Below are 18,231 nucleotides of genomic sequence, written 5' to 3'. Positions count from 1 at the left end.
TCAAATCTATTGTTCTTCCCCATAAAAACCAAGTAAACTACTCGGATATTATTTAGAGAATTATTTTAACTATTTTTTGCAAGTAATTGCATGTAGAGGTACCTATGGAAACTATTGACAAAATCAAACAACAAATTTCAGAAAACCCAATCCTTTTATTTATGAAAGGTTCTCCTAAGTTACCTAGTTGTGGTTTTTCGTCTCAAGCATCACAGGCGTTAATGTCTTGTGGTGAAAAATTTGCATTTGTTGATATTCTACAAAACCCTGATATTCGTGCAGAATTACCTAAGTTTGCAAATTGGCCTACATTCCCTCAACTTTGGGTTGAAGGTGAATTAGTTGGCGGTTGTGACATTATTATTGAAATGTTCCAACAAGGCGAATTACAAAGCCTAATAAAAGAAACTGCAGAAAAACATCCTGCAGCAGAATAAAAAATTTTATTATTTCACTTGTAATTATATAAAATAGAACCATATTTATTTCAATCTTAAGTGAATATTTACTACAAAAAAATAATTGGAGAAAACCATGAGTGTATTAGTTGGTCGCCCAGCACCAGACTTTACCGCAGCAGCAGTGTTAGGCAGCGGCGAAATTGTTGATAACTTTAACCTTAGCGAAGCAATTAAAGGTAAAAAAGCGGTAGTATTTTTCTATCCATTAGATTTTACTTTTGTATGTCCTTCAGAGCTTATTGCTTTTGATCACCGTATGGATGATTTTAAAAGCCGTGGCGTTGAAGTTATTGGTGTTTCAATCGATTCTCAATTTACTCACAATGCATGGCGTAACACGCCAGTAAATGATGGTGGTATTGGTCAAGTTCAATACGCATTAGTTGCTGACGTTAAACATGAAATTTGTAAAGCATACGACGTAGAGCATCCAGGTGCTGGTGTTGCATTCCGTGGTTCATTCTTAATTGATGAAGAAGGTAATGTACGTCACCAAGTAGTTAACGATCTACCTTTAGGTCGTAACGTTGATGAAATGTTACGTATGATCGATGCACTACAATTCCACCAGGATCACGGTGAAGTTTGTCCTGCAGGTTGGAATAAAGGCGACAAAGGTATGACAGCGTCTACTGAAGGTGTTGCATCTTACTTAGCGGATAACGCTGATAACTTATAATAAGCATTAAAAACTTATTACCAAAAAAGCTGCTATATGCAGCTTTTTTTATGCCCACAGATGTGCTTAACCTCACAGGTCATGGATGGCGAATAGGAACAGGAATGAATTAACTTAGAATTGCTATGGATGGCAAGTCAACACTAAGCAGAGAACATGGAAAAATGCTGTTACATTAAAGAAAATAAATAACTCTGAAAAGTTATCTTTTTAGAAGAAGTTTTAAATATTTGCACTACACTGAAAATAAGAAGATAATGAATCCGTTAATATTCTTTCAGTGTTTATCGGGAGAATGGGACTAATAACAACGAATCACGGATTGAGATTTATGAGACTTAGCAAACCGCTATATGAAAAACTTCCTTTCATATACTTTATAGCAGCACTGTATTTATTCTTTACTTATGACATGACCGCAACAATTGTGTCTGCAGCATTACTGTATGTTGTATCTGCACTGGTTTGGGTTAAACGCTCTGACTATCGTCGTCAAACTCGTATTAGCAAAACTGTAAACGGTATTCGATTACCACAAGTGGTTTATGAATATTACCCGTTTGTATTTTTGGCAATATCATTAATTATTTTAAAATATTTCCCACAACCAATCGCATTAGCGGCAGCATTATTAATGAGCTTAGTTGCGTTAAAAAATATTATTTTACGTCGACAATCAAGACGAGCAAACCCGCTTAAGTTTGGCGCGAAACAAAAACTGCGCTAATTTAAAGGTTAAGGTATCTAGTCAGATACCTTTTTTTCAACTGCATCATTAGGTTCGTCAGCTTCATTAGACTCTTCATCTTCAATGGCTAACGGCCAACCGCCCAGTTGCTGCCACTTATTCACAATAAAACAAAAGAGCTCTGCGGTTTTTTCGGTATCGTATAATGCCGAATGTGCTTCACTGTTGTTAAAATCTATTTTGGCGCTGGCACAAGCTTTCGCGAGTACGGTTTGGCCCAACGCTAGGCCTGATAGGGTGGCGGTATCGAAACTAACAAAAGGATGAAACGGGCTTCGTTTAATATTGCAGCGCTCTGTTGCGGCATTAATAAAGCCTAAATCAAATGCTGCATTATGAGCAACCATTATAGCTCGTTGGCATCCGTAGGCTTTCATTGCTTTACGGATCTTTTTGAACATATCCTTCATAGCTTCATCTTCGCTTACTGCACCACGTAATGGATTTGTAGGGTCGATACCGGTAAATTCCAAAGCCGCTGGTTCAAGGTTCGCACCTTCAAAAGGCTCAATATTAAAACAAAACGTTTCTTTAATGGATATTAAGCCAGTGACTTCATCCATATGTAATATACTGGCGGCAAGCTCTAGTAACGCATCTGTTTTAGCATTAAAACCAGCAGTTTCTACATCGATAACCACCGGAAAGTAACCACGGAAACGTTGAGCAAATAAGGATTTTTTTTCTTCAGCCATGTCAGTCTATAAATACAATTGTTAATAGCGCGATTATCGCAGATATTTAGCCCGATACCAATTCTATTAATTAAAAATTTACGCCTATCCTTGTTAAATATTTATTGCTCGGTACACTAAGCGCTCAAAGCCTACTAGAAAGTGGGCGAATAAAATTTTTACACTCCAGCAGTAGATTACAAATAAGAGAATTCTATGTTTAAAAAAATGGGCCAACTAATCGCCTCATTACTGTTATTTAGCTTTACCGCAAACGCGGCAGTAAATGATGACTTAACCTATGCCAACTATGATCAAGTTAGAATCAACCACGTATACCTTGATTTAACCGTTGATTTTGAAGAAAAAGCGTTAAAGGGCTTTGTTGATATTGAGCTTAATTGGTCAGACAAAAATGCAACCGCAATTTATTTAGATACTCGAGACTTAAAAGTATTTAAAGTTTTAGCAAAAACTGCCGATAATAATTGGCTAACCAGTGATTTTAGCCTAGCACCACGTGATGATGTTATGGGCTCTAAGCTAAGCATTACGCCAAGCTTTCAGACCGATAAAATTCGAGTTTATTATCAATCGACGAGAGTAGCGTCAGGACTACAATGGCTTACCCCTGAGCAAACTGCAGGTAAAAAACACCCATTCATGTTTAGTCAAAATCAGGCGATTCATGCCCGTAGTTGGATCCCAATTCAAGATACTCCCGCGGTACGTTTAACGTATACCGCGCGAATTCGTACAAGTTCAGATTTGTTAGCTGTGATGAGTGCGAATAATGAACCAACAACCCAAAAAGACGGCGATTACTTTTTTGAAATGCCACAAGCTATTCCGCCTTATCTAATTGCCATTGGTGTTGGTGACTTAGAATTTCAAGCAATGAGCGAACAAACAGGTGTTTATGCCGAACGCTATATTTTAGAAGCATCAGCACAGGAGTTTAACGATACACAAGCTATGATCACGGCATCAGAAGCGTTATACGGGTCTTACCGTTGGGGTCGTTACGATTTATTAATGTTACCGCCAAGTTTCCCTTTTGGGGGCATGGAAAACCCGCGTTTATCATTTATTACGCCAACTGTAGTTGCTGGTGATAAAAGTTTAGTCAGCCTTATTGCTCACGAGTTAGCACATTCTTGGTCAGGTAACTTGGTGACTAATGAAAGCTGGCGCGATTTATGGCTGAACGAAGGCTTCACGTCTTATGTTGAAAATCGCATTATGGAAGTTGTATTTGGTAAAGACCGTGCCGTTATGGAGCAAGCATTAGGAGTCGCTGATTTGCATACTGATATTGCTGACTTGCCTGAAAATGATTCAATTTTATACCTTGATCTTCAAGGTAGAGATCCTGACGCAGCGTTTAGTGATGTACCATACGTAAAAGGTCAGTTATTTTTAATGTTTCTAGAGCAGCGCTTTGGCCGTGAACGTTTTGACCCATTTGTGTTGTCTTACTTTAATAGTTTCAGCTTCCAAAGTATCGGCACTAAAGACTTCTTAGAATATTTAGATACTCATTTAATTAGTAAGTATCCTGGTATTGTGAGTGATGCTGAAGTGCAAGAGTGGGTATTTGGTAAAGGCTTACCTGAAACAGTTCCAACGCCTAAGTCAGATGCATTCACCAATGTAAGCTCGTTAGCTGCAGCATGGCTTGCAGGGGATAAAGCATTAACTGATTTACCAACAGCATCTTGGACTGTGCACGAGTGGTTATATTTCATCAATGGCTTACCTCGTGATTTAGCTACTGATAAAATGGTTGAGCTTGATAATGAATTTAACTTAACTAAAAGCTCAAATGCTGAAATAGCTCATGCTTGGTATTTATTAGCATTACATTCTGGCTATGACGTAGTGAAGCCACAATTAGAACAATATTTAATAAATATTGGTCGCAGAAAGTTGATAGTGCCACTTTATAAAAAGCTGGCTGAAACTGAAGCCGGGTTAACCTGGGTGAAAGCGGTATATGTGAAGGCACGTCCTGGCTATCATCCTTTAGCACAAGGTACAGTAGATGGCGTATTAACTAAGTAGTTATTACCTAAACATTAAAAAAGCCAGCGATTCAGCTGGCTTTTTTGGCTAAGGAAGGTAAATAACCTGTCTCATGCCATCATTAGTTTTGAGGTATAAATTAAAGTTATTTTTGCTCTTCGACAAGCACATCAACTTCGCGATGTTCTTTTTGTTTAGCAACGATAACTCTAATGTTTTGTTGCATGTAATCAAATTTAAGTTCTAAACGGCCATATACCGTTTGTTCTGAAATTGGCGAACCAAACTGTTCACTGTAAAAACTGGTGATTTCACTAAATGAATTTTTAGTAAAATAATTCACCATAGCAGGGTATTTATCGTCAAATTTAGAAAATACTTGTGCATCTGTCACCATAGGGATCTCGATACTAATCGTTTCAGTTTCCATACCTTCTTCTGCTATAACACCTGTTGTGATTAATCCTAAACTTAAGCTAAGTGCAAGAAGCGATTTTTTTATAGTCATGTCTTTATCTGCTATTTAAATAATTAATTTATTTCAATTCATTTTAATTTAAGGTTTTTTATAGTGTTACGTCAAGTTTATGGGAGAACTTAACTTAAAACTCTTGTAAACTCTTCGGCAGATAACTTACTTTAATCAGTATCACTTGTATTTGGAGCTTATTTTGAAACATTGCGCTATTTTAACTATGGATTGTTTAGACGACTTTGAAGCTTATGATCATTTATTTGATCAACCGTTGCTTGATTTGGGCTGGAAAACGCAATTAGTATCCTGGAAACAGGCGAACGTTAATTGGAACGAGTTCGATGTAGTTTTGATCAGAACGCCATGGGATTATCAAGAAGATGCGCCTAGGTTTTTACAAGTGTTATCTGATATAGAGTCTTCTTCTGCAATTCTTGAGAATAATATTGATATTGTTCGTTGGAACATTAACAAAAAATACCTGCAAGAGTTACAGCATAAGCAAGTAACTATTGTACCAACTATTTGGCAAGAACATTTTAACTATGATGACGTTGCTGGCTTTTTTTCAACATTTAATACCGATCAAATCGTTATAAAGCCTTGTGTAAGTGCAAATGCTGACAACACCTTTTGGCTAACTAAAGCCAATGTCGCTTCACATAAAGAGCAATTAGAACTCGCGTTTGCTAATGGCGACTTTATGGCACAGCCATTTATGAAAAGTGTAATTGAAGAAGGTGAGTATTCATGCTTTTACTTTGATGGAAAGTACAGCCATAGCATACTTAAAACACCAAAAGATAATGACTTTAGAGTACAAGAAGAGCACGGTGGTAGACTTAAGTTAGTAGAGCCAGAGCAAAAACTGAAAGAGCAAGCGGAGCATGCTGTTGCGCAATTATCAACTACGCCAATGTATGCCAGAGTTGATTTTGTTCGACATGGCAATGAGTTTGCAATGATGGAAGCTGAGCTAATTGAACCATCACTGTACTTTAATATGGATGAAAATTCGGCGCCATTGTTTGCAAGACTGTTTGCTGAGCGTATGCAAAGAGAGCATAGCTTATAGTACTAATTCCATTATCAAGGGCTTGACAGCGTAATGGTTTACGCTGACACTGCCTGTTCATTTTATTTTTATCTATTTCCTATTTTTTCGGAGTCTGCGTGCAATTTACTTATATTCAAGATCAACAGAGCTTATTAGACTATTGCTCTGCGGTTAAAGATGCAGATTTACTTGCCGTTGATACAGAATTTGTACGTACTCGTACCCTTTACCCTAATTTAGGCTTAATTCAAGCTTATGACGGCAATGAATTAGCGTTAATTGATCCTGTTGCCTTAGATGATTTAGAACCTTTTTGGCAATTACTTAAAGATGAATCCTTGTTAAAGATTATTCATTCTTGCTCAGAAGATTTAGAAGTGTTTTTGCATTCTGGTAACTGCAAACCAGCCAATATGATTGACTCGCAAGTAATGATGTCCTTTTTAGGGCATGGCCTATCTATGGGGTATGCGGCGATGATTAAACACTATTTAGATTTGGATGTGGACAAAAGTGAATCACGTACTGATTGGATGAAGCGTCCGTTAAGTGATAAGCAATTAGATTACGCAGCTGCAGATGTATTATATCTTCATCAAATTAGTAGTAAATTATTTGCCGATATTGAACAATCTGGTTTTTTACAAGCGGCAAGACAAGAATCACAGCAACAAATTGAGAAAAAGTTCACCGCAATTGATGCCGATAAACTTTACCTTGAAAACAAGCAGGCTTGGAAATTAGCACCGCAACAATTACTGTTATTACAGCATTTACTTTCGTGGCGATATGATCAGGCGGTAAAGCGCAACTTACCGTTAAGTTTTGTTGCTAAAGATCATACCTTGATGATGCTCGCACAACGAAATCCGCAAAGTGTCGGAGCCATGGCAAATTATGATGGTATTGAGATTTTAGACGTTCGTCATAAAGGTAAGGCGATGCTTAATGTATTACGCGCAGCTAATAAAGAGCCTGAAGAAGTATATCCGAAAGCACTCACTCGCTTAGATGCTTACCCTAGCTATAAACAAGTATTCAAATCAGTTAAAAACAAAATCGCTCAGCTGGCCCAAGAGCAAAACCTTGATGCACAAGTTGTTGCGGGTAAAAAGCAAATCAATCAATTTTTATCTTGGTATTGGCAGTTAAACGAACAGCAACTCGATAAAGTTGAATTACTGAAAGGTTGGCGTGGGGATTTATTTGCGAAGGAACTCAACGAATTTGCCGATTCAGGTTTTTAAATCTAAATAACCAGAACCGAGAAATAAGGGCAACAATGTAAACTTTTTGTGATGTTTTTGCCCATTTTCGAAACCTATAACATTAATCCTTGTCAAAACCTTATTCAGACAGTAATTTCACTTTCAGCTCATCAGCCTTAATGGTATATTTTGCATAATATTAAATTACAGTGAAATTGCTATGTTGTGCGCGGTTTATAAAAGCTCGAGAAAACTTGAAACTTACTTATATGTGTTAAAACGCGATGATTTTTCATCGGTACCAGAGGCGTTAATGAAAACCTTTGGAACACCTCAATTGGTAACCTTGATTAACCTCGCCAATCGTGACAAATTAGGAATAGCAGATATAGACAAATTAAAAACAAATTTAAGCCAGCATGGCTTTTATTTACAACTGCCACCGCCTACAGAAGATCTATTAAAACAACACCGCATTGATGCCGGTGTTGAAGACGTATAATTACCGGAGCATTACATGAAAATTAAACACAGCTTGGCCGCCTTCATCCTTGCCAGCTCAACGTTACTTTCTTTATCTTCAGCTGCTCAAGTTGCAGCTGCGCCTCATCCAGAGCCAAAAATTAGCTTTGAAAATTACGTAGAACAATTAAAACAACAGGCACTTGAAAAAGGCTTCTCAGAAGCCCTCGTAGAACAGAGTTTTGCTGATGTTGTTTATCATAAGCGTGCTGTTAAAGCCGATAGAAACCAACCTGAGAGTGTTGAAACGCTAGAAACATATTTACCTAAACGAGTTCCTGATTGGAAAGTTAATAAAGCTAAAGATATGTTAAGCAAACATAAAGCCGAGCTTACTAAAATAGGCAAACAGTTTGGCGTGCAACCTAGGTTTATTGTGTCTTTATGGGCTTTAGAGTCTAATTTTGGCAGAATTACAGGAAATTTTAACGTCGTTTCAGCGTTAGCTACTATGGCTTATGATGGCCGTAGAGAAAGTTTCTTTAAAAGCCAGTTATTTGATGCTCTAACTATTTTAGAACAAGGGCATATTAAAATTTCTGATATGAAAGGCTCTTGGGCTGGCGCTATGGGTCATAATCAGTTTATGCCGAGTTCATTTTTAGCTTATGCCGCTGATGGTGACGGTGATGGTAAAAAAGATATTTGGAATAATACCTCTGACGTTTTTGCCTCTATTGCCAACTACCTAAAAAAAGTAGGTTGGGATAACGAAATCACTTGGGCAAGACAAGTAAAATTACCTGAGAACTTTGATTATAAATTAGCTATTCCGCAAAACACCGGCGGACGTAAGCCGTGGTTGAAACAATGGTCTTTAACTGAAATGAAGTTAAGTGATTGGCAAGCCGCTGGCGTACGCAAATTTAATGGCAATGATTTACCTCATGTAGATATAACCGCTGCGCTTGTTTTTCCTGATGGCGAAGAAGGGCGTGCTTATCTAGCGTATGACAATTACAAATCGTTGATGCACTGGAACTTATCTTATTATTTTGTCACCAGTGTTGGTCATTTAGCTGACAGAATTAAGTTCGATCAATAGTGGAATTGATATAACAGAGGATATTTTGAAATATCCTCTTTGAGGTTTATGTGAGTAAGAAAAGTAAAAAAACAAAAACACCAACTAAAAAGCCGTTAGAGCTATTTTGGCAAACCAAAAGTCTCAGTGAAATGACTGAATCAGAATGGGAGTCTTTGTGTGATGGTTGTGGTAAATGTTGCTTACATAAAATCATTGAAGAAGAGCACGATGATGATGTTGAACTTGCTGATGAAGGTATGCAGCAGCCTACGGACTTTATCCGTGAAGGCGAAGAGATGCTATACACCAATGTTGTGTGTTATCTGTTAAATGATAAAACCTGCCAATGTAGCAAGTATTCAGAGCGAACTCGTCTTGTTCCTGATTGTGTAAAACTTACTCAGGATAATCTGGAAGATATTTTCTTTATGCCTGACAGCTGTACATATCGCCGTTTGCAAGAAGGGCGAGGATTACCAGCCTGGCATCCGTTACTCCATAAAGGAAAAAAATCAGCAATGCACAAAGCTGGGATGTCTGTTCGTGGCAAGGTAATAAAAGACAATGAAGTTGACATGCAAGATTACGAAGAACATATCGTAACTTGGCCGTTAGCAGACATTGATTAGTAAACTGGAACTCTATTAAGTCAATTATGCACGCCGTTCAAAAACTATATTTATATCGTAAAAGCTTAAGTACAACCGAATTCAAAGCTCGAGGTTGGAAGGTTAAGCGATGTGATGTGTGCCGTTTAGACAAAGAGTTTTGTATATGCAACTTGGTTAAACAGGGCGATAGTGAGTATGCCTTTTTATTATTAATGTATGATAATGAAGTGCTTAAACCTAGCAATACAGGGCGGCTAATAGCAGATGTTGTTAAAGATACTTATGCGTTTCTTTGGCGCAGAACTGAGCCAAATCCAGAGTTATTAGCGTTACTTAATAATGACAAATATCAGCCTTATTTAGTGTTTCCAAAAGACTATGCAAATGAAGGTCAAGATGTTTATGAGTGTAAGCCGGAGCAAGTGACTACTGACTTCAGCAATAATAAAAAACCGTTATTCATTCTAATCGATGCTACTTGGCGACAAGCCAAAAAAATCTTTCGTAAGAGCCCTTATTTAAGTCAATTACCAATAATATCTATTCCACAACCAAGCCAAGAAGAACAGCAAGAGAATAATAAAATACCAGGTAATTTTGATTCTCGTTATCAAGTGAGAAAAGCGGCAAAAGCTGGAGAATTAGCTACGGCAGAAGTTGCGGCTAAAGTATTAGCGCTTATGGGCGATGACAAAAATGCTCTGCATTTAGATTTGTGGTTTGATGTATTTACTTATCAATATCAGCGCTCAGTAAAGCAAAGGAGTTTGGCTGATCCTGAATCACTAAACCGATACCACGAGTTTATTAAAATAGCTTGACTAATATCGTCTTTGAGATAACGTTTAATAAACAATATTTATAACGAGTTTTAGATGATATTAAATTCCCCTTATACAAAATCCCATTTTTTAAAGAGCCTGTTCACTATTCTGAGTATTAATCTATTCAGTAGCGCTGCATTTGCTGAAGATGAAGTCTATGTTGCTGAAATTAAAGATAATAAATTAGTTTCAATCGAAAATATTAGCCAGCGTCAGGGGTATGACAATCAGCCTCATTTTACGGCTGACAGCAATTCTTTATTATTTACTGCTATGTATGAAGTTAAAGGAGCTGATGGTAAAGCAACTCAACAAACTGACAGTTTACATTTTGATTTAACAACCAAAAAAACATCAAACTTAACTTCTTCTGCTGCCAGTGAATATTCACCAACAATTACGCCCGACGGTAAACATTTTTCGGTAATAAGGGTAGGTGACGATGGCAAGCAATTATTATGGCAATACCCTTACAGTCCTCAAGAAACTAAAAATGAACTTGTCGGGGAGTCGTTGATCCCATCGGTATTTGATGTTGGTTATCATGTTTGGCTAAATTCTGATGAGCTTTTATTATTTGTACTCGGTGACCCTATGACGTTACAGAGAGTGCAGTTAAGTACAGGAAAAACTCAGCCGGTAGATATTAATATTGGTCGAACTTTACGTAAAGTGCCTAATGAAAATCTTTATAGCTACACCAAAGCCGATGGCAAACAGTGGCAACTGAAGCTTTATAATCCTGCAGATAAAACTGTAGAGACATCTGTTACTTTACCGGCTAATAATATGTATTATGCTTGGCATCAAAGTGGCGCGTTATTATCGGCTGATAAAGCAATCGTAATGAAAAATGAACTCGATGAAGAAGGTAAGTGGCAACCGTTTTTGGATTTCTCAAGCAATTGTAAAGGCGACATCACTCGAATGGTGATGTCTGAAAATTCGGTCTATTTAGCCTTTGTTTGCGCCACAAAGTAACCAGAGCACAGGGAGTTAATCACTGTTAGTGATTACTTTCCCTGTTTCGTTGTAACGTTTGCCGTTTTCAACATAATGTTCAGCCCCATAGGCTATCATTTGGCGGTGCTCATCAGAAAGCTGCTTTACTATTTTTCCAGGGCTACCTAGCACCATTGAACCATCTGGTACTTGCATATTTTCGGGTACTAACGTGTTTGCCCCTATGAGGCACTCTTTACCAATGTTAGCGCCATTTAGTACTACTGCGTTCATGCCAATTAAACTGCCATCGCCAATTGTGCAACCATGTAACATAACTTTATGACCAACAGTTACATTTCGACCAACAGTAAGCGGGACATCAGTATCGACATGCAAAATGCTACCATCTTGGATATTTGAGTTTTCCCCAATAGTTATGGTGTCGTTATCAGCTCGTATAATGACATTAAACCAAATGCTGGCATTGTTTTCTAACACCACGTCACCAATTAAAACAGCTGTTGGCGCGATAAAGTGATCGCCTTTGATAGTAGGCTTTTTATTTGAAATTTGGTAAAGCATATCTGCTTCCTTTTACTTTATTTTGTTTTTTAATTTAACATTATAATTGCACTAAATTTGTATTTTTTTGATATTTGTTGTTATATTGGATATATCAAGTTGAAAGTAAGCCCGCTAAATTCCGTCTTTGGCATAGAGGGGCTTGCCTTATTTCAAGGGAACAAAATAATAATGAATGAAACTAACTTAGATGAACTAGACAACATTGAACGTCGTCAAAATTTCCGCATAGACATGGAGCGTGAATTAGTCGATATTTCTTGGCATGACAGTGATGGCCAAGCTCATAAATTACAATGCTCTTGTGAAGACTTCTCTAAAGGTGGATTACGTATCGAACATGATTTTGCTATTGCAATTGATACTGTAGTCGAATTTAAATTTCAAGCTGACCATCCCGAAAGCCGATTTTTACCCGCTAAGGTAGTTAGGTGTATTGAGTTGCAAAACGGTAAGTTTAGTTTAGGTTTTCAAATGGCATGAAATGTAGCATGTGCTGAAATACTGTTACGTTTACATAAGAATAATAACCAAGGAAATAAATAATGATATTATTGGTAGGTGGAGAAAAGGGCGGTAGCGGTAAAAGCTGTTTAGCTCAAAATATAGGCGTATTTTTTGCCAAAGAAAAAAATGCCAGTGTATTAATTGCCGACTGCGATCCTCAGCGAACAACATCTGATTGGATCCAAGCTCGAAATAACGACCCCAAACTAGCGACAATAAACTGTATTCAATTATACGGTAAAATTCGTAATGACTTACTCAGCTTAAATGAACATTACGACTATGTTATTGTCGATTGTGGTGGTCAGGACAATCTAGCTCTTAGGGCTGCCATGTCAGTTGCTGACCATGTGCTTATTCCAATGCGTCCTAAGCGTCGCGATATTAAAACAGCACCACATATGGAAGATATGCTCAGTACTTGTAAAATGGTTAACCCTAAAATGATAGCCTCTTTTGTAATTACTCAGTGTCCATCGTTGCCAAATCAAGCTCCTCGAATCATGGAAGCTAAAGAAGTTTGTGCATCTTATGGTATCAATGTACTGGATTCAATCACCTATGCACGTAACATTTACGATGATAGTGAAGAAAAAGGCACCTCAGTATTTGAAACCGAGCCTAACGGCAAGGCTGCTGATGAGGTGAGAAGTATAGCAACTGAAATGATGTCAATTAAGCAGGAGCTTAGCTATGAGTTTAGCTGATCTGAAAAAGCAATCATCAACTAAAATCAAACGTAGTTTTACTGTTGATGAATTTATTGATGATTCGACTAACTACTCAATTGGCGATCCGCAAATTGTTAGTGCAGATATTCAGGCGCAAACGCAATTACTTAGCCAAAAAATTGCTAATTCAATTGAACCAGCAGCAGAGCCACAATCAGATAAACCCTTTAAACATGCGACGTTCACGTTAAGTGAAGATATTATTGAGCAGCTTAATGAGTTAGCGATAAAAACAAATATTCCAAAGTCTCGGTTATTGCGAATTTTAGTGAACAACTTTTATTTTCAAGACAACCCTAACAAACTACTTTTGTCGAAAGTGAAGTAGTTTAAGGTAAAGCTAAGTCTAAATATTTATTTCTTTATGAAAGGCAAGTTTATCCATACTTAATAAAGTATGTGATAAACTTGCCTTTATTAATTTAGGGATAAGTTAACTTAGAATTACCATAGAAAGTATTTACTCTGTTATTTCTCCTTTTCCAATATCATTAATAAAAAGTTAAACATGAGATTAGATAAGTATATTTGTCGTTGTACTGAATTATCGCGCAGTGATGCAAAAAAATATTTGAAACGTGGCGCAGTTAAAGTGGCTGATGAGGTTATTAAAGATCCTGGTTTTCAAGTGTATGAAGAGTCTGTCGTTACCTTTAACTGCAATAGACTAACGTTTGCCGCTGCCCGTTATATCATGTTGTATAAACCCGCAGACTGCATTTGCTCGAATGTTGATGAGCTTTACCCGTCTGTTTTGCATTTAGTTGAAGTCGACCGTGCTTTTGATTTACATATTGCCGGCCGATTAGATGCGGATACAACAGGTTTGGTTTTAATTACCGATGACGGTCAATGGTCTCATAAAATTACGTCCCCAAAAAAAGAATGTAATAAACGCTATAGAGTGCAACTATCAAAGCCTATTCCTGAAAATGCAGCAGAGCGTTTTGCAGAAGGGGTGCAATTACAAAATGAACCTAAGCTGACAAAACCAGCTTTACTTGAGGTATTAGGCGAAAAAGAAGCGTTATTAACGATTTCTGAAGGAAAATACCACCAAGTAAAAAGAATGTTTGCTGCAATTGGTAACCGAGTGATTGGCTTACACCGAGAGCAGATAGGTGATATCGAACTAGACCCAGATCTTTCTTTAGGTGAATGGCGTTATTTAACCGAGGCAGAGGTTAATTCAATAAGCTAAGGTTGGAATGTTTATCGCTCTAAACTTCAGTAAATAAGAATAAAAGTTGAGCTGAAAGCATAAGACTGCCAGAAAAAATTAGGAGCTTGCTTCGGGTTAATTGTTTAGTAAGCTGAGCTTTGTTTTCATCTGCCTGTAATGTTTCAGAAGAAAGAGCTTTTCTTTTCTCTTTAACGCCTAAATAAATAAAAAATAACGCACAACCTAAAATATAATAACCTGACATTTAATGTAATCCTTTGCAAACTTCCCTAACTGAGCTTTTCTTAATCGCTCAAAGGCGGCTATTCAATAATATAAGTAGCCATCTCAAATACTGATGCTAATCGGTTCTCACCATTTCGCATAATTCTATGTAAAGGCGCGTCAATATTTGGGATATAGATATCGTTCATCATTTCAATTCGAAGTAAAGCTCGTTCACGTTCAGTTAAATGATTTTCATGAAGTTTATCTAATTCAGCAGTATCTAACCAAATACCAGCACAACCAGGGCATTCATCTATTTCTAAAACCTTTAATGGACTAAAATATCGCCTCATCATTACAGTATTTTCACACTTAGGGCATTTAATTCTCTCCTTTTCGTTCAAAGAAGTATTTTTGAATTGTCGTAAATGTTTTACTAATGCTGAACCACGAACACTTTTAGGGTCTTTAAATTTATCCAATTCAGAGTTATCAAAGAATGCACCTCCGCAGCTTTCAGATATTTCAATTTCCATACCGCCGACTTTGATAGTTTTAAGTTGAGTACCTGTTCTTGGACATTTCATTTAACTTCTTTCCTTGTATATTCAAGTTTAAACTACGTAATTTTGAGGGGTTATAATTTCCTCAGTTCCTCAAAATTCACTGAGGAAAATGTTAGTAAGTTGTATTAATGTACAATACATGATGTTATTGTTTAAACACAAGTTTTTAGCGATTATGACTGATCGCTTAGAGCGAATAAGAAACATCATTAGTTGTAAAGGAAGCATTGTGTTTAACCGAATAAAAATATTAATTTCGAGTTTAGTTTTAATCTGTTTGTGTGGATGTGCTTCAACTGAACCAACTAGAGTATACCAAGAGAAATCACTGTCTACATTGGTGTACGAATTTTCAAAAGTAAAGCCTACAAAGCTCTCCCAATTAGATAAAGCCGCATTTAAAAGAATTACTGTGCAATCTTTACAAAACAGCAAATTCGCAATCAATTCTTCGACATCCCATTTGATAAATTTTGGTGAGTATGTTTCACCAGCTATTATATTTCCTTATGACTCGAATAAGTCTGAACATATAACCGTAGCTAGCTATGTCGTTAAAGCTAAAGAGAAGCCTCTTTATCTTTTTTATCCTGTATTAACTGCAATAGATAAAGATGGAAATATTATTTCTGAAGAGCTTCCTAAATTTGAGTTTAATTTTCAAAAAAACACTTTAAGAAATGAATTTAAATTACCTGAAAACACTGCATACTTAATTATTCATACTAAGCCTCAATTTACAGGAATGGAATTTGGTGAATCAGCTTCCGATTCAAATGTTGATAAAATGGGACTTGGAGTTGCGATAGCTACTGCTTTCGGTGGGCCTGCTGGTTTTGCGGCTGGTGGTGCCGTAGCATCCAGTGATAATAGTAACGATGACGGCGATTTCATATTTTCTATTGCTGGAGCTATATCGGTATTATAACGGCAGTAATGAGCGATTAAGAGACAGACACATCTAAAGCATTTAATAGTTTCTATAATAAACATGAGCATAATTTGAATAAAATTTTCTGCATCTTTCTATACTTTACTGCATTGACCTCTATTAGAGCAGAAGAGTTTTTAACCGAAATGGATAAACAACAATTAACAGATTTATTTGTTGTTTATAATAGCGAGTGGCAACTTCCTATAATAGGAAAGTTCCAATTGGTCGGGGGAAGAAAAAGCTATTTTTCAGATGAGAAAAGGTGGTGGCTTAACGGTCATTTTGATTTTGAAGGCTCTGATATTAATGACAGTACATGTAGAGATGAAAGAATCCATTTCTTTGCTGATAAAACATCTAATAACTGGGTAATTAATGAGAAGCCTAATTATACCGCGTTAGTGTACTTTAAAAATAAAATCGGTGAATGTGACTACCGTTCTGGCAATTATGTACAAATCGAATACCCAATGACCGAACAATCTTTTTTAGACCGATACAATAAGCAGCAAGTAATATTAGATGAAGCTTTGAAGTTAGCTAAAGAAATAGGGGTAACCTTTCCCAAGCACATTAATAATGTGGATTTTCGCCTGTTATCTTTTTCTAAACCGCTTGATTCCCCAGATGATTCAGTCGAGAAAGCTACTTTCAAACAATCTAATTTTTTGTTTTTCATAGAGTATAAAATTGAAAAACAAAAAATAAAAATCTTAAACTTAGAAACAGGTATAAATTAACTTTGCCTATGACTACAAGTGGCACTCTTGTACCGTTTAGTAATTTAACGTAATGTAATCAAAAGCTCACAGGCCGCTGCGAGCGATTCTCGGACGGTCAGCATTATGATAACAGCAAGGAAGAATGTGTGCGTAATCTAGTAACAATTTTCTTAATCCTTTTTTCTATTAATTGTTTTGCCACCCAGCAAATAGAAGATGATTTTATTGTAGATGGTAAAGCATATGAGCTAGGACAGTTTCAGTATCCATTAGAAAATTTGTACAAATTTGAAGATATTCATTCCATGTTGGGCACACAAGGAGTCTGTACCGCTAATTGGAGGGATTACAAAGCTACATGGGAGCTTAAAGATAATGAATTGTGGATTAACTCCATGGTAAAGGGGGCTTGTGAAAAAGAGCCTGCACTAGTTGATCCCGTGTTATTTTTTGGTGAAGAAGAATACCCTGTTAAGGTCGTATGGTATAACGGAGACATAAAGCTTCGTCTTTCCAGTAATGATTATCAAACATGCCTAGATGATATAGGTGGTGAAAGACCTATCGGCTATAAATATAGTGCTGATGTTTATGAGTTTTCCGCTGGAAAATTGGTGTACAAATCTAAACAAACAATAACTAAAGTTTGGGAACACGCTTTAGCAGACTGTACTAGTCATGGGCAGGAATGAGCGAGCAGCAGACAAAATAAGAGAAATAAATTCATCTCATGAAGTACATATTTTTATTTTTATCTTTGTTAATTTCCCAAAGTGCCCAAGCTTTATCTGGCAACCTTATGTCACTAGGGAATAGTTGCACTCATCAAAAAGAAATTGTTTCTCTGACTAGTCATAACTTTCTTGATGACAATATGTATGAACTTGAGGCTTTTGGTGAGTATTCTATTTATTTCTACTTTTGTAACGAAGAAAATATTGTAAATGAAATTTCTATGTTTCAGAGGTATATCGAAAAGAATATTGCAGTTAGCCAATATGAACGTGCAGTTAAAAAGCTAACTAAAAGGTTTGGTTCTCCTTCATTTGATGGGAGCCAATTATCTAAAAATATACCTTCTGAATTAACTAAGCCTTTCATTTTTAATAAACAATGGTCTATAAAAGGAATGACACATTACGTGAGTGTCGAGAAAATAGGATACGAAGGGAAATGGACTTTCTATTACCGCATATCTATGGCACAAATTTGACCTTAACATACTGAAAAGGTTAAGGTCTCCTAAGAGCGATTAGCGGACTGAATAGTAAAGGATTTAATAATATGTCTAACTTCATCAATAAAGATTTTATGACCTTCTGGAAAGAAAATAAATTTGCGGGTAGTGCGTTAGTTTTTCTATGTGCAATGGGTACTTTTTCTATTTTGAGTGTATTGCATAATAACTTTATGGCCGATATAGAAATGTTAGTTATTCAGGCATCTTTATCGATTGTATTTACCATTTCTGCATTCCCTTATTCAAACAGGCAGCAATGAGCGAATTGCTGTCAGTCGCTAATTGAAAACAACGATACTTAGA

At 36.7% G+C, this 18,231-nt stretch carries 25 protein-coding genes; 20 read left to right on the top strand and 5 right to left on the bottom strand.

The features are described 5' to 3' along the window. Nucleotides 1–104: 104 nt before the first annotated feature. From RI845_RS12225 to RI845_RS12215, 3 genes are all read left to right on the top strand, one after another. Complete coding sequence (locus RI845_RS12225) at nt 105–437, top strand: Grx4 family monothiol glutaredoxin (RefSeq protein WP_348386449.1); 333 nt, start codon at nt 105–107, stop codon at nt 435–437. A gap of 97 nt (nt 438–534) precedes the next feature. Further along, nucleotides 535–1,140 (top strand): peroxiredoxin, encoded by a 606-nt coding sequence (locus tag RI845_RS12220; RefSeq protein ID WP_348386448.1) that lies wholly within the window; start codon nt 535–537, stop codon nt 1,138–1,140. A 331-nt stretch (nt 1,141–1,471) separates the two neighbouring features. After that, nucleotides 1,472–1,867: a hypothetical protein gene (locus RI845_RS12215; protein WP_348386447.1), complete on the top strand. Its 396-nt coding sequence runs from the start codon at nt 1,472–1,474 to the stop codon at nt 1,865–1,867. Between the two features lie 17 nt (nt 1,868–1,884). Here the strand turns inward: RI845_RS12215 and rnt are convergent, their stop codons facing one another. After that, nucleotides 1,885–2,583, bottom strand: a complete 699-nt coding sequence (gene rnt / locus RI845_RS12210) for a ribonuclease T (protein ID WP_348386446.1) — start codon at nt 2,581–2,583, stop codon at nt 1,885–1,887. A gap of 195 nt (nt 2,584–2,778) precedes the next feature. Here rnt and RI845_RS12205 point away from each other — a divergent pair, with 195 nt between their 5' ends. Next, nucleotides 2,779–4,626, top strand: a complete 1,848-nt coding sequence (locus RI845_RS12205) for a M1 family metallopeptidase (RefSeq protein ID WP_348386445.1) — start codon at nt 2,779–2,781, stop codon at nt 4,624–4,626. Nucleotides 4,627–4,732: 106 nt separating this feature from the next. Here the strand turns inward: RI845_RS12205 and RI845_RS12200 are convergent, their stop codons facing one another. Next, nucleotides 4,733–5,095, bottom strand: a complete 363-nt coding sequence (locus RI845_RS12200) for a hypothetical protein (RefSeq protein WP_348386444.1) — start codon at nt 5,093–5,095, stop codon at nt 4,733–4,735. 163 nt (nt 5,096–5,258) lie between these two features. On the opposite strand from RI845_RS12200, the gene RI845_RS12195 reads away from it, so the two are divergent. From RI845_RS12195 to RI845_RS12165, 7 genes are all read left to right on the top strand, one after another. Then, nucleotides 5,259–6,137, top strand: a complete 879-nt coding sequence (locus tag RI845_RS12195) for an ATP-grasp domain-containing protein (RefSeq protein WP_348386443.1) — start codon at nt 5,259–5,261, stop codon at nt 6,135–6,137. A 98-nt stretch (nt 6,138–6,235) separates the two neighbouring features. Next, on the top strand, nt 6,236–7,366 hold the full coding sequence (gene rnd, locus RI845_RS12190; RefSeq protein ID WP_348386442.1) for a ribonuclease D: 1,131 nt from the start codon (nt 6,236–6,238) through the stop codon (nt 7,364–7,366). 181 nt (nt 7,367–7,547) lie between these two features. Next, nucleotides 7,548–7,829, top strand: coding sequence for a YcgL domain-containing protein (locus RI845_RS12185; protein WP_348386441.1), 282 nt, complete (start codon nt 7,548–7,550; stop codon nt 7,827–7,829). 15 nt (nt 7,830–7,844) lie between these two features. Beyond that, a complete protein-coding gene (locus RI845_RS12180; protein ID WP_348386440.1) occupies nt 7,845–8,894 on the top strand; it encodes a lytic murein transglycosylase in 1,050 nt (349 codons plus the stop codon). 50 nt (nt 8,895–8,944) lie between these two features. Beyond that, nucleotides 8,945–9,505 carry a YcgN family cysteine cluster protein gene (locus RI845_RS12175; RefSeq protein ID WP_348386439.1) on the top strand — a complete coding sequence of 187 codons (561 nt, stop codon included), beginning with the start codon at nt 8,945–8,947 and terminating at the stop codon, nt 9,503–9,505. Nucleotides 9,506–9,531: 26 nt separating this feature from the next. Further along, nucleotides 9,532–10,308, top strand: a complete 777-nt coding sequence (locus RI845_RS12170) for a tRNA-uridine aminocarboxypropyltransferase (protein WP_348386438.1) — start codon at nt 9,532–9,534, stop codon at nt 10,306–10,308. Nucleotides 10,309–10,362: 54 nt separating this feature from the next. After that, nucleotides 10,363–11,292: a TolB family protein gene (locus tag RI845_RS12165; protein WP_348386437.1), complete on the top strand. Its 930-nt coding sequence runs from the start codon at nt 10,363–10,365 to the stop codon at nt 11,290–11,292. A gap of 15 nt (nt 11,293–11,307) precedes the next feature. On the opposite strand, the gene RI845_RS12160 is transcribed toward RI845_RS12165, so the two are convergent. Then, the gene (locus RI845_RS12160; protein WP_348386436.1) at nt 11,308–11,838 is read right to left on the bottom strand and encodes a gamma carbonic anhydrase family protein; all 531 of its coding nucleotides are present in this window, start codon (nt 11,836–11,838) and stop codon (nt 11,308–11,310) included. Nucleotides 11,839–12,009: 171 nt separating this feature from the next. On the opposite strand from RI845_RS12160, the gene RI845_RS12155 reads away from it, so the two are divergent. The 4 genes from RI845_RS12155 (at nt 12,010) to rsuA (ending at nt 14,277) form a co-directional block, all read left to right on the top strand. Continuing rightward, nucleotides 12,010–12,321 (top strand): PilZ domain-containing protein, encoded by a 312-nt coding sequence (locus RI845_RS12155; protein ID WP_348386435.1) that lies wholly within the window; start codon nt 12,010–12,012, stop codon nt 12,319–12,321. A 62-nt stretch (nt 12,322–12,383) separates the two neighbouring features. Further along, a complete protein-coding gene (locus RI845_RS12150) occupies nt 12,384–13,052 on the top strand; it encodes an AAA family ATPase (RefSeq protein ID WP_348386434.1) in 669 nt (222 codons plus the stop codon). Beyond that, nucleotides 13,039–13,404, top strand: a complete 366-nt coding sequence (locus RI845_RS12145; RefSeq protein WP_348386433.1) for a ribbon-helix-helix domain-containing protein — start codon at nt 13,039–13,041, stop codon at nt 13,402–13,404. Before RI845_RS12150 ends, RI845_RS12145 begins: the two co-directional genes overlap by 14 nt. A gap of 180 nt (nt 13,405–13,584) precedes the next feature. Further along, on the top strand, nt 13,585–14,277 hold the full coding sequence (gene rsuA / locus RI845_RS12140) for a 16S rRNA pseudouridine(516) synthase RsuA (RefSeq protein WP_348386432.1): 693 nt from the start codon (nt 13,585–13,587) through the stop codon (nt 14,275–14,277). A gap of 19 nt (nt 14,278–14,296) precedes the next feature. Here rsuA and RI845_RS12135 read toward each other — a convergent pair whose 3' ends face one another. After that, on the bottom strand, nt 14,297–14,503 hold the full coding sequence (locus RI845_RS12135) for a hypothetical protein (protein WP_348386431.1): 207 nt from the start codon (nt 14,501–14,503) through the stop codon (nt 14,297–14,299). A gap of 58 nt (nt 14,504–14,561) precedes the next feature. Next, nucleotides 14,562–15,053 carry a TFIIB-type zinc ribbon-containing protein gene (locus tag RI845_RS12130; protein ID WP_348386430.1) on the bottom strand — a complete coding sequence of 164 codons (492 nt, stop codon included), beginning with the start codon at nt 15,051–15,053 and terminating at the stop codon, nt 14,562–14,564. A 154-nt stretch (nt 15,054–15,207) separates the two neighbouring features. Here RI845_RS12130 and RI845_RS12125 point away from each other — a divergent pair, with 154 nt between their 5' ends. The 5 genes from RI845_RS12125 to RI845_RS12105 all read left to right on the top strand — a co-directional run bounded on the left by RI845_RS12125 (nt 15,208) and on the right by RI845_RS12105 (nt 18,188). Beyond that, nucleotides 15,208–15,960, top strand: a complete 753-nt coding sequence (locus tag RI845_RS12125; RefSeq protein WP_348386429.1) for a hypothetical protein — start codon at nt 15,208–15,210, stop codon at nt 15,958–15,960. A 149-nt stretch (nt 15,961–16,109) separates the two neighbouring features. Then, nucleotides 16,110–16,706 carry a hypothetical protein gene (locus RI845_RS12120; RefSeq protein ID WP_348386428.1) on the top strand — a complete coding sequence of 199 codons (597 nt, stop codon included), beginning with the start codon at nt 16,110–16,112 and terminating at the stop codon, nt 16,704–16,706. A gap of 128 nt (nt 16,707–16,834) precedes the next feature. Then, nucleotides 16,835–17,380: a hypothetical protein gene (locus tag RI845_RS12115; RefSeq protein WP_348386427.1), complete on the top strand. Its 546-nt coding sequence runs from the start codon at nt 16,835–16,837 to the stop codon at nt 17,378–17,380. 38 nt (nt 17,381–17,418) lie between these two features. Then, a complete protein-coding gene (locus RI845_RS12110; RefSeq protein ID WP_348386426.1) occupies nt 17,419–17,901 on the top strand; it encodes a hypothetical protein in 483 nt (160 codons plus the stop codon). Nucleotides 17,902–17,972: 71 nt separating this feature from the next. Next, the gene (locus tag RI845_RS12105) at nt 17,973–18,188 is read left to right on the top strand and encodes a hypothetical protein (protein ID WP_348386425.1); all 216 of its coding nucleotides are present in this window, start codon (nt 17,973–17,975) and stop codon (nt 18,186–18,188) included. Nucleotides 18,189–18,231 lie beyond the last annotated feature (43 nt).

Origin of the sequence: Thalassotalea nanhaiensis, from assembly GCF_031583575.1 — a bacterium.
Classification (GTDB): domain Bacteria; phylum Pseudomonadota; class Gammaproteobacteria; order Enterobacterales; family Alteromonadaceae; genus Thalassotalea_A; species Thalassotalea_A nanhaiensis.
The sequence above is the reverse complement of the archived record's forward strand: the minus strand, read 5'-3'. Positions and strand labels throughout refer to the sequence as shown.